The sequence below is a fragment of the Carnobacterium sp. FSL E2-0243 genome, from assembly GCF_038003605.1.
Lineage (GTDB): Bacteria > Bacillota > Bacilli > Lactobacillales > Carnobacteriaceae > Carnobacterium > Carnobacterium maltaromaticum.
This window is the reverse complement of sequence record NZ_JBBOPM010000001.1, coordinates 756,742-769,566: the sequence shown is the minus strand read 5'-3', so window position 1 is coordinate 769,566 and position 12,825 is coordinate 756,742. Positions and strand designations below refer to the sequence as shown.

General features: G+C 33.0%; 8 protein-coding genes. All 8 read right to left on the bottom strand.

The genetic code is table 11. The annotated features are described in order from the left end of the window. Positions 1-13: 13 nt before the first annotated feature. The 8 genes from MHI00_RS03475 to MHI00_RS03440 all read right to left on the bottom strand — a co-directional run bounded on the left by MHI00_RS03475 (position 14) and on the right by MHI00_RS03440 (position 12,551). Positions 14-2,161, bottom strand: coding sequence for a glycosyltransferase (locus MHI00_RS03475; RefSeq protein WP_341111122.1), 2,148 nt, complete (start codon positions 2,159-2,161; stop codon positions 14-16). Positions 2,162-2,175: 14 nt separating this feature from the next. Beyond that, complete coding sequence (locus MHI00_RS03470; protein WP_341111119.1) at positions 2,176-4,329, bottom strand: CgeB family protein; 2,154 nt, start codon at positions 4,327-4,329, stop codon at positions 2,176-2,178. Positions 4,330-4,349: 20 nt separating this feature from the next. Continuing rightward, positions 4,350-4,742 (bottom strand): hypothetical protein, encoded by a 393-nt coding sequence (locus MHI00_RS03465; RefSeq protein WP_341111117.1) that lies wholly within the window; start codon positions 4,740-4,742, stop codon positions 4,350-4,352. 13 nt (positions 4,743-4,755) lie between these two features. After that, on the bottom strand, positions 4,756-5,994 hold the full coding sequence (locus MHI00_RS03460; protein WP_341111115.1) for a glycosyltransferase: 1,239 nt from the start codon (positions 5,992-5,994) through the stop codon (positions 4,756-4,758). Further along, positions 5,991-7,169 (bottom strand): glycosyltransferase family 4 protein, encoded by a 1,179-nt coding sequence (locus MHI00_RS03455; RefSeq protein ID WP_341111113.1) that lies wholly within the window; start codon positions 7,167-7,169, stop codon positions 5,991-5,993. The genes MHI00_RS03460 and MHI00_RS03455 overlap by 4 nt, the downstream gene beginning before the upstream one ends. Positions 7,170-7,201: 32 nt before the next feature. Continuing rightward, complete coding sequence (locus tag MHI00_RS03450) at positions 7,202-8,461, bottom strand: nucleotide sugar dehydrogenase (RefSeq protein ID WP_341111111.1); 1,260 nt, start codon at positions 8,459-8,461, stop codon at positions 7,202-7,204. A 37-nt stretch (positions 8,462-8,498) separates the two neighbouring features. Continuing rightward, positions 8,499-8,963 (bottom strand): DUF4352 domain-containing protein, encoded by a 465-nt coding sequence (locus MHI00_RS03445; protein WP_341111109.1) that lies wholly within the window; start codon positions 8,961-8,963, stop codon positions 8,499-8,501. Between the two features lie 636 nt (positions 8,964-9,599). Further along, positions 9,600-12,551, bottom strand: coding sequence for a toxin Cry1Ac domain D-VI-related protein (locus MHI00_RS03440; protein WP_341111107.1), 2,952 nt, complete (start codon positions 12,549-12,551; stop codon positions 9,600-9,602). Positions 12,552-12,825 lie beyond the last annotated feature (274 nt).

Below are 12,825 nucleotides of genomic sequence, written 5' to 3'. Positions count from 1 at the left end.
TTGCTTTTTCTTTCTAGGTTGCACTTATCTCAAAAATAAGTTGATTTATTTGTTCAATAATGATGCTCGTATCAAAGTATTCCTTTGGATATGCCGCCAGCACATGCTTTTCCCAAGAATTAGCTTTGTCTAAAATCATTTCTACCATTTCTTCAGTGTTTTCTTTGATAAACCTTTGAGGATAGATCGTTTCCGCACCATCCCAATGAATGATACATGGCGTCGCTCCCGAAGCCATTCCTTCCATCGGTGCTAAGTGAAAACTTTCATTTTCGCTAGTAGAAAGCATTACGCCGATTTTTTGAAACCATTGAGCCATATTTGAACCATGTTTTTCAAAAATAACATGATCTTTTAACTTACTTATTTTTATCCGTTTAAACTGTTCTTCATAGTAGGCTAATTCTTCTGGCCGGTTTTTCATCCAAGGTAAATCCTGTGGTAACTTCCCTTTAATAAATAGTTTATAACGTCTATCCTCTTCTATTAATCTCTCGATGATATCAATCGCTCGATCCAAACGCTTAATTTGCGGTAGAATTCCCACTAAACCTAGATTAAAATCAGCAGTCGTATCTTTTTTCAATTCATACTTTTGGGTATTGACCATATTATAAATAACAGTCATTTTCTCCTTAGGAATCTGAACTTCATTAGAAAATTTTTCATAAATCAAGGGCGAAATAACAATAAATTGATCAATTGCTGCTAATTGATATTGACTTGGATAAACTGTTTTCAGCTCTTGTGCATGTAAGCGCACAATTAATTTTTGATGGGCCTTTTTTTGTCTTGAATACCAGACTGCATTCCCTAAACCCCATTCACAAAAAATAATATCCGCCCAATTCAAAAGTTTTTGGCTAGCTGCTTCATTGTGTTTATTGTGACCTTGCCATAAATCTACTTTGATTTCGTAGGATGGGTTTTGTTTCCAATCCTTTAGTGCATCATTCAAGAATTTTAAATCATGTCCAGCCACCAGCATTTTTATCGGTTCTTTATAAAAAGACCACAGTAATCGTCTTATCCTTTTGTAACTATTATTAAATGTAAACATTTGAACAGCTTCAAAGCACTGCTTGCTAGCCTGTTGGTATAGTTCAACATTTGTAAACAAGTGATTGATTTTTTCAATACATTCTTTTTCGCTATTGACAAATAAAGGATAATTTTCTCCTAAAAGTTGTTTATGCATGGTCGTTTCTCTACAAAGAATTGGCTTTCCCATGCTACCATATTCAAGCAATTTGGTTGATAATTCTACACTCTCATTGTTATCCACACTTAATGCTCGATAGCTAAACCCAACATCTGATGCCTTAATAATTTCATGGCTTTTCTTTCTTGACACCCCACCATACCAATTTAATTGCGGTATTGTTTTAAATCGTTCTATAATTAAATCCTTACGTTTGGTCAACGTTCCTTGAAATTTATCTCCTGCGATAGCCAATCGGTAATTACTGTCTTTTGCATTTAGCGTTTCAAACATAGTTAATAGTTCTTCTATACACCATTCCTCTGCAAATTTCCCTGTGTAAACAATTTGATTCCCATTATTTTTAAAGGTTGGCTTCTCACTAATATTAGGTAGCATCGGATACAGAATTTCAATTTTTTCTTCCTTGCTTACTTTATTTTTTCCAATAATAGCCCCAAAAGCTTCTTTCATTTCTGGTGTTTGCATAAAAAATTTGGGAAATATTTTATAAATGTCCCTCAGCATTCTTATTTCTTTTGCCGAAATTTTTTCTTTATCATGTTCAAAATTGGTAATATAAGGCATTGTCTTTTTGCTTAAATTTGCTTTATTTTTCAACTCATGTACCAAGTCCAGACCTCTTACAATAATCAGATGATACGAATTTTTTTGATCCAACTGCTCAATTATTTGAACAGCTTCTTGAGCATTCATTCTATTGCGATTAACAAATGGAAAGTTTGTAAAGCAACGAACAGCTTCAATCAACTTTGTGTTCATTAAATCCGACAACTCATTAATCAATAAGTTGTGTTTGATTTTTGCTTTTAGCAACACATCGGTTTCAATGTTGCTTCCCTCCGATAACATTTTTGCGATTGAAGTTAACCAAACAGATGAGCCATCAATAAAATTCAGATCAACATCACCATATACTAATACTCTCAACTTTCTCAATATACTTTTCTCCTCTATATTTCTATCATAACTTTCAGGTTCTTGGAGGCATCCGCACCATTCTTGATAAAATTACAATTATCAATACTAAAAATCTTTTTTCCGCTACTAAATTCATCTTTTAATGGATTATCCTGCTTCATTTTATGAAAAAAAGTATCAAAGCTGTCCATAGTTGCGTAATTGGTTCTAACCAAGGAAAAATTAAGATGCCCTTGATTGTCATATCTATATTCCTTTTCTTTTCCTATTTCCAAAAGCCTATGATTCTTGTATTCATAATACTCATTTTTAGTAATTACATCGGCTTGACTATAAATCGCCCCTGCAACTAAATCTTTGATAAAATATTTTCCGTAAAAATGGTTAGTGTCCATATAAGCAAAATATTTCGTGGGAATCAAGTCATGGAAATGATCGTATTTTCTTAAATTATTCTTCATTACAACTTGAATATTTTCTTGCTTATTGAGCTCTAAAAATCCAACATTTTTAGGGGTGATATTTGATACGATAAGCAGTTGTTTGTCTGAATAGACTTGCTGATTAAACATTGAAAAAACAGTCTCTAAATCTTCCTCTGTATCTGCTTCAGCAATGATTGTCACATCTTCTGTCAAGTTGATTTCAAAGCCCATATTTTTAAGTATAAATTGAAGGCGAATCGCATACGTATGATTCAAAAAGACCTCTCTAATTCCTTGCATTTTTTTCTTTTTGAATAGCATTTTATCTTTTAATACTTTTTCAAACTTCTCTTTTAAACCCTCATCAGCGTCTTCAATCAATACAATATCACCAAAAATCTTTTTGATTCCTTCCGAGTAGCTACTAATAATCGGGGTACCACTAGCCAGCCCCTCAAAAACTCTACGTGAAAACATGGTCGGCGAGTATTTAATACTATTCACATTCACCATGTACTCATAACCTTTATAGGCAAGCGGAATTTTATTATATGGCAAGCTGCCTTTTACACTGCTACGGAATCTTTCAGGGAAAGAAAAATCAGTTACTGCATGCTGATTCTTTTCGAAGTTTCTGTCATAAATATCTAATCCTTTTATCATTGCGACTTCCAAAACGCTATCCATATCATTTTTTCGTTCTATATGTCGATTGGCGTAATAAGAGCCAGCAAATGAAACTTTCGCTTTTCTTCCTATCGGCAACTCGATAGGATTATGGAATTTAGGCTGCGCCGAAAAAGGTAAAGAATATACATTGGTATGCTTACAACACTTCTGATACTTTTCGATCATATTAGCGTCTGTTGTGTAAATATAATCAAATCTTTCTGCCGCATCAATAAACTTATCAAAATGAATTGGGTCTTCTTTATTCCAGAAAACCGTTGGAATATCTCGTTGTTTACACCAGGCAAGCAGTTTAAATAGTTCAGATTTATCTTGGTTCGCGTATTTACCAATTTTAAATTCCCATGCCCCTTTATTTCCTTTCCAAGCACTTTCAACAAACAAAAAGTCTGGTTCATTTTCAGTCAGAACCTGCTCAAAATTAGTCGGTGTAAACTTAATCAAGTTCACTTCTTCTTGGTAACAAGTTGTAGTAAACTCATCTAATATAGCCGCAACATTTAATTGATTTAACTTAGTTATTTTTTTCTTAGTACGTTTTACAGCCATCTCTTCTACGCCACAAGGTACATATTCTTCGAGAATTTCTTCTTGCAAACGTTCAATTTTACCACTTGTTAAAGTAACAATTCCTTTTCCACTTATTTTTATCGCAATTCGAAGTGAATTGGTTTGATGGGAAATCGTATGTTTGAATGGCTCTTTGTATGAATACATGGTTGATTTTATTTTTTCTAGATGACTGTATTCAATAATTGCCAAATGAACCGAAGCCTTACCGATGATATCAAAATTCATCTCACCAGCGATCGTTTCATTGGGAAACACTTCAATAACCGTTTTAGGCAAACTATTGAAATATGTATTTTTTTCAATCAATGAAATATAGTGTGGCTGATCTGAGGTATTAATAAAAATGATTTCATCTTCTTGTTTTTGAATATTTATTGCTGGATGCGAGCAAAACCAACTATCAAAAGCCAACATGTCTTGATTTTTTAAAATGACTGGATCAATCAAGTGAAATAACTCTTCTCGCATTTTTTTTATATCGGATAAAATATCATTCATACTATTAAGATCCTCTCTTTCTATATCTTATTCAGTAATTTCCAGTACTTTCTAGTCGCCTTAATTACTTTTGTATTGTTAAGCTTAACATTCTCGTTTTCGAAATACTTCTTTTCTTCCTTCAACTTTTCAAACTCGATTTTCAATTGATTAAACTCATTTCTTTTCGTGTCTAATTCTTCAATAATCTGTTTTTTTTGGTTATTACTTATGGCAAGTTCTTTTCCAACTCTGTCTAATAGCTGAATATTTTTATGAATAAATTCCCTTAATTTTTTTTCCACTTCCCTTTGTTTGTCTTGCTCTTGAAAAAATTTACTCTGTGCTATCTTATAGTTCTCTAAATCATGAATCGCTCGATTTTTTTCCACTGTTAACTTTGCTATCCTCGCTTCTGCATTTTTTAAATCCATACATATTCACCTTTCATTTCAATAACTCTTTATATAAATCAAGAAGAATTTTCTGTTCGTTTTCCCAATTAAAATGTTCTTTTGCAACACGACAATTTTCTTTTAGCTGTTGGTACGTTTCTCTGTTGCAAATCAATTCATTAACTGCCATGGAAATAGACTGACTAGAATGAGAATCGACTAGCATTCCGACTTGCCATTTCTTGATAACCTTTTGCATTTCTGGAAAATCACAAGCAATCACTGGAACTTCTGCCATAATGTATTCAAACAACTTATTTGAAGCAGCCGAATAATGATTAAAGCAAACATTATTTAACACTTGAAACCCTATAAACGCTTGCTGTGTATATTGATGCAACATGTTTAGCGGAACTTTATTTACAAAATATACTCGCTCTCCAAGACCATGGGTTGCAACCATTTCTTTTAACGCTGGCTTAATTTTCCCATCTCCAATCAACACTAGAACGCCCTTTTGAACTTCTATCATTGCTAGGATTAACTGCTCTAATCCTCTACCTTCTTGGATTCCTCCCTGATAAAGAAGAATTAATTCTTCTTTGGGCAGATTCAACATTTTCTTCAAATCCTGTTGAATCATTACGATGTCTTTTTTCGTTGTGTAATTGTGCATCACCTTCACATCTATTTGATACAAATCATGAATATATTGTGCACGTGTGTCATTTTCATGAATCACTACATCCGCATATTTTATGAGACGGCGCTCAATTTTTTCATAGATTTTGCTATTGTAGCCTGTTCGGCTACTATGAATCTCATGGGAATCATAGACTAACGGGACTCTTTTCACTATTTTTATGATGACTCCCTGAAGCAATGTATTTAGGTCATTGCTATGTACGATCGTACAACTGGTAAACAAACCAGTTTTAACCATCCCTATAAACGTCCAAACAATACGAAACATTCTTTTTTTCCAATGCCACAAAAAAGAAATAAAAAGAAACAAACCAACAAGGAGATAATATTGTTGATACAAAAGAATGGGAGAAATAAAAGCAACCATGCTTAAGATTAAAATGAAAGGCGAAATACTACTAGCTGTTCGAAGGAGAAGAAAATCCGGAGTAACCTGTTCTTGCTTCACAAACTTTTTTTGTTTATCCTGGATAGCAACTAGCTTAACAAAATACCCATTATCAGCTAAAGATGTACAACTGCGCATCACGCGAGCATCATTTGTAAAATGGTTCCAAACAAACATCAGTACCTGTCTTTTCTTCATTTACAGAGCTCCTTTAATTTTTTTTTGTTTACTTCCCAATTAAAATGCTCTTTGGCATATAAATACCCAGCATTTCCCATCTCTTCTCGCAATGTATCTGCCCTCATTAGACCTTTGATGTAAGTAACAATTCCTTCTATATCTTTATTCTTAAAAGCTTTTCCTGCTTGAGATTCTTCCAATACTGACTGGCTATAGCCTGAAATAGCACCAACTATCGGTGTTCCACATCCTAGGTAATCAACTAGCTTACCAGGAAGCACGGTTTCAAAAATTTCATGTTGTTCTAAGCTAAGAAAAGCCAAATCAGCTTGCTTAATTTTCTCTAGTACATTTATTCTAGAATCCGGCGGAAGTAAAATAACTTTATCTGATAAATTATTTTCTTCTATTTGTTTGCGCAATTTTTCGATATGAAAACCATATCCAATCACTAAAAATTGGACTTTAGGGATATCTTGAAACTTTTGGGATACCTTTAACAGTACCTCAAAGTCTTGCGCTAAACCAATATTCCCGGTGTAAATAATAATAAAATTGTCAACCTTTTTTTTCTTTTTTTCCGGTGAAAATTCTGTCTTTGTTAAACTATTTGGAATAAATGTCAGCTTGGTTTTTGGGACTGCCTTGTCCATAATATTCTTTTCAAAAGCCGGACTGTTTATAATAATTTTGTCAGCTATATTATATAATCTTTTTTCAATAGCGTAAGCACATGTAAGAAATAGAGGATGGGTAAATTTTTTTACCCCTAACAATGAATCGGGCCACAAGTCTCTTACATCAACAATTAACTCTGAGTGCCATTTTTTCTGTGCAACAACTCCTGCTAAAAGAATGAAAATAGGTGGAGAAGAAACAATCACAGTATCATAAGTTTTTTTTCTCTTCAAAATAATAAAAACTGTCTTACATAAAACTTCTAGATAAAGAAGTAGCCTCCAAATTAAATTTTGCTCGTATCTTTTTACCTTTACATCAATTTTAGTAATATTTTCCGATTCAATAGTCGTATCATTTGAATATAACCGTTTATCTGGATAGATAGGAACTGTAGAAATAATATCTACTTCTCCTTCCTCAGAAAGAGTGTCATAAAAATTTTTCATTCGATTCGCAGCACTACCTAATTCAGGAAAATAATTTTGAGTTATTAAGAGTGTTTTCTTTACCAAATTTAGTTTCCTTTCCTTTTTCAATTTGTATATTAAGAGGCTACTTCAAAAAGATTTCCTAAATTATAATAGTATTTCGCTGTTGCATCAATAGAAAGAATATTTTTTGTATCTAAGATATTCATATTGTTCATCAATTGGAAATCAATCTTCTTCAATTGCTTAAATTCACTATGATCCGATAAAATAAGAACCAAGTCGGCTCCTTCAAGAGCTTTATCTATGTCTTTTTCAACAAATTCTTTTTCAACGTGAGGATCAAATGCTGACACTTCAAAATTTGTTTCTTTTTTCAAGCGACTATAAATTTCCATTGCGGGACTTTCTCGAATATCATCAATATCACCTTTATAGGTAAGTCCTAATACAGCAATTTTCGTTCCCTTAACTTTTTCCATAATAGCTAATGATGTATCGATTACATAATCTGGCATTGAGGTATTAATTTGTCTCGCTAACTGAATCAGCGGAGAATACTTTGGTGACGCAGCTGTAATAAAATAGGGATCGACAGCTAAACAATGTCCTCCTACCCCTGGTCCTGGTTGATGTAAATTCACTCGTGGATGTTTGTTTGCCATTTCAATGACATCTAATGCATTAATTGAAAGATCCGATGAAATTTTAACCAATTCATTAGCTAAAGCAATATTCACGTCTCGATACGTATTCTCCATTAGTTTCGATAACTCGGCAGTTTTTGCTTCAGTTAAAATAAGATCACCTTGCACAAAAATTTCATATACTTTCTTACCTGCTAATGTGCATTTCTCAGTCACACCACCTATAATACGATTGTTGTATACTAACTCTTCCAAAACTTTCCCGGGTAAGACACGCTCAGGACAATGGACGACAAAAATATCTTCGCCTACAGTAAAGCCTTGTGCTTCAATCAAAGGTACTACATAATCTTCTGTTGATCTGGGAGCAATTGTTGATTCAACAATTACTGTGTTGCCTTTTTTCACATAGGGTAGTATCGTTTTCAAAGCATTTAATAAATACGTTAGATCACATGATTTATAGGTGTCTTCATTGTTTGGCGTTGGAACGGCAAGAATAAATACATCTGCAGTTTCAGGAGTTAGTTTTGGCTTAAAGTTTCCACTAGCCAGTGCATTTTCCAATGCCTCTTGCAAGCCAGGCTCTTCAATGTGTATTTTCCCGTCCTTTAACATCTCTACTGCATTCTTATTAATATCTACTCCGATAACTTCTTGCCCATGATTGGCAAACATAACAGATGTAGGTAATCCAATATATCCTAAACCCATAGTTACAATTTTCATCTTTTTTAATCACCTTTACTTCATTATTTTTTTACGATTATTTTGATTTAGGAAGCTCTATTTTCCACTTAGCAAGTACTTCGTTGCCAGGTGTATAAATTAATTCCGCATTTTTTTCTTCTTCTGGGACTTCAAAATAAAGCATTCCTGTGGTTCCTTTGCCAACTTCAATTTCTTGACCTATATTATTCGCATCACTAATTACATCATAGTTTTTATTTTTTGTCTTAAGTTTAAAATCGCCACCACCAATACCGACTGCCTGGGCATCTTCATTTGTTAAATCCATTGAAATGGCAACAATTTTTTTCTGCTCATCCATACCTGATTGATTCGCCTCAATCTTTGTCAGCTTCATTTTAATATTCTGGATCAATTTTGTTTTAAATTCTTGGTTTGTTTTGGATTGATTTTCTGAATTATTTTTTGTTTCAGTTGGCAATGCTCCACAACCACCTAATAGTAATAGTGCAATAATCGCAGATAGACTCATTTTTCTCATAGAAACTCCTCGTTTTCTTATTTATTGGTTTACTCTTTACAAAACTCCAAAAGATAAATATATATAATATTATTTTATTCTCTGATATTCCTTACCTTCCTGTCTCTTTTCCATATCTATATAATATAGAAAAAGAAACAACTTATTGGCGAACTGAAAGCGCATAATACACTTTTAACGAATATTTTTGCTTTTTCTATTCTAAATATAATAGTAACTGACGCATTTAATTGAAAAAAGAACACATTTCAAATTAGCTCTTATGAACAAGACTAAGGAAATAGTTACGGGCTCTCTGAAAAACTAACCTATTTATTCACTTCAGTAACCCTATTCCTATTTTTATACAACAGATTTTGAGCAACCCTTTTATTTTATTATTCTTGCGACAATATCTTGCTGGATTCCTTAATAGTTTAATCAGGAAGCTCATACTCATTGAAATAACATAAATCTTGAAAGAGCTTAAAAAATTTGAGCAATTTAATCAGTGCTAAAGAAATCTTGCTTTTGTCTTCAAATTTCAAAATATCACTCTACCATCGAGTAATATTAGGTTTATATCTATTAAAAAGACAAACCTAATCTTTCAGACTAGGTTTGTCTCCAGTTTTGCTTAAAAAGCTCAACAAGACGTTATTTTGTAATAGTAACTACTTTAGTATCTAGTACATTATTAGCACTGTCTAAAGCTTCAACAACCACATTGTCTGTGTTTGAATGAATAATATTACGTGCATAGTATTTAAATAGTTCTTGTGAAACAGGAATAGTTTGTTTTGTCTCCCCATTGACACTAACACGGATTCTGACAACATCCCCGGTATAAGAACCTTCAAGATAGGCTGTATTGAGTTTGTAGTCGTTTAATTGTAAGCTACCCAATGTTGTTGCAATTAACAATGAAGCTCTTTGAACTTCAGTCTTATTGCCATCTAATAAAGCAACTTCTACTTTATCCGCAGCTGAAAGAATCTTATCTTTAGCATAATATTTAATCTGTCCATTAGAAATTCCAATCGTTTGTTTAGCAACTCCATTGATGATTAATGTCATGAATTTTGCATCACCTGTGTACGTACCGGTGACATATCCTTCGCCTATACGGTAGTTGTTAAGACTCATTGTTGCTAAAGTGTCTGTCACTTTAACTGTTTTGAAAGAAACGATTTGATCTGCGGCGTTAAAAGCAACTAACTCTACGTTTAAGTTTGCATTAGTGACTTTGTCTTTTGCATAATATTTAATTTCACCATTTTTAACTGAAATTTTCTGAGTTAATTTTCCATCAATACGCAAAGCAACTTTCGTAACATCTCCTGTGTAACTTCCATAGACATAATTGTCTTTTCCAATAGTAAAGAGGTTTGTATCCAAACCAATCTCTTCACTTGCTGCAACTACTTCAACTTGTTCTTTACTTATTTGTACGCCTTTGCTATCATAGCCGACAACAAATACTTTATCTTTAGCATCAATGATTTGATCTAATGCCCAATATTTGTAGTTTCCTTTGCTAGCCAAAATCTGTTTCTTCAATACGCCATTAATTTCTAATGCAATTTTAGTAATCTTATTACCAGAAATCGTTCCTTCAACGTACTTACTTTTGCCAATAACAAAGCTGTTGGTAGTAATTACTGTTTCACCATTCAATAATTTATCAGCAAGGGCAAGGTCTTTTAGCAATTGTTCTTTCAATTCACCTTCAGCTAACTTATTTACTAAATTTGCTGCATTATCAATATTTTTTTGAGCAATACCGTCTTCTAAAATAGTATGATCTTTGTCTTTAAAGAGTGCATCCACTGCATTTTTTGCCTTTTCAATAGCTGCTTCTTCTTCTTGTAATTTTTCATCCAACAATTTTTGTGCAGTAGCAATATCTGCTAACCATTGAGTTTTTTGCTCGCTCTCTGGTAAAGCATTTACTAAAGCAGAGGCTTGGTCAATCATCTCTTGTGTGACGTTTTCACCTAGTTTTGTATGACTAGCATCTGCAAACAAAGCATCTACTGCTACCTTTGCTTTATCTAATGCTGCTTGATTTTGACTATCTAGTAATTCTTGTGCTTTTTGTACATCGTTTAGTAATTGTGCCTTATCATCACTTTCACCTAACGCATCAATCATATTTTTCGCATTATCAATGGTCTCTTGAGTGACACCCTCCGCTAATGTTGTATGCGTATCATCCCCAAATAAAGCATTTGTTGTAACTTTTGCTTTTTCAAGGGCTGCTGCTTCTTCTTGTAATTTTTCATCCAATAATTTTTGTGCAGTAGCAATATCTGCTAACCATTGAGTTTTTCCTTCGCTCTCTGGTAAAGCATTTACCAAAGCAGAGGCTTGATCAATCATCTCTTGCGTGACGTTTTCACCTAGTTTTGTATGGGTATCATCTTCAAACAATGCATCCACTGTTGCTTTGGCTTTATCCAATGCTGCTTGGTTTTGACTGTCTAACAATTCTTGTGCTTTTTGAATTTCATTTAACAATTCTTCTTTTTTAGCCGTATCTATCACTTGGTTAACAACGTCTTTAGCTGCATTAATATCAGCTTGTGTCACACCTTCTGCTAATGTTGTGTGCATATCATCACTGAATAAATTATCAACATTTGTTTCAGCCTGTTCTACAATTGACTGATTATTTAATAAATTTTGTACCTTTTCTAAGAGCACTAATAAAGCATTTTTTTCAGGTGTATCAGGTAATGCAATTACTTGATCTAAAACGGAATCAATACTATTTTGATCCACTTGTTCATTTATTTCTGAATGTGAGTTATCTTTAAACAAATTATTGACATTTTGCGTTGCTTTATCTAATTGTGTCCTAACAACAGTAACCGTCACCGGAGCAGTAAGATTAAAAATTACTCCTGTGGAAGGAGCATTTTTATATCTTAAAACACCATAATATGTCCCAGATTTCACTCCATCTTTATAACTTCCTTCGTATGTTCTAATAGATCCATAAACATAATCTCCTTTGTGGACATAACCACCAAATTCTTTTACTGGGTCAAATTTAGTTCCATATTCAATGGTTTTTTGGTTACTAGATATTTTTATCTGAAACTCTTCTTCTGGATCAGGTTTTGGATTAGGTTTATAATCAGTGTTATCAAAACTAATACCTCTATATCCAGAGTAGGTTTGCCCTTCGAAAGTATAGCTGTAGTTTACATTAATAAAACCACCTTTTGACCAAGTTATAAAAGTTGATCCTAAACTTGTTGTAAAAGGATAGCTCTTACCATTATAGGTTAAATATATCCCTTTAGTAACAGCAGTATTTTGAAGACTTGCAATGCTATCACTGTTATTGTAACTAAATGAATGTTGCCCCATATATGGCTTTTCACCTGCCTTAGTTGCTTTTGTATCTAGCTGTGGCATATCTAATCTATTAGCTTCTACTTGACTTTCTTGAATGTCCTCATTTTGACCTGTTTGATTTGCTTCCGTATTTTCTGCCAAAACACTGATCGGTCCTAAAATAGATGAACAAAGCAGTAACACCGTTGCAGAAGTTGAAATCATTTTAATCGTTAAACCTTTTTTTCTTGTCTTTTTTTTCAATTTTATGTCTCTCCATCTTCTAATATTTTTTTAATAGCATTAATCAATTAGTTTTACGTAAAACCACCTCCTTAAATTGAAACCTGATACCGTCGAATTCATTAATAATTTACAAATGCATGGTCCTTCTTTTTTTATTTATTACCATAATGAACTTCTAATTTTTTTGATACTCGATATATTAACCCGGACCCCACGTACTATTTTATGTCTTGACCTAATCAAATGCAGAAATTCATCACTATATAATATAGAAAAAATAACTTGTTGGAGA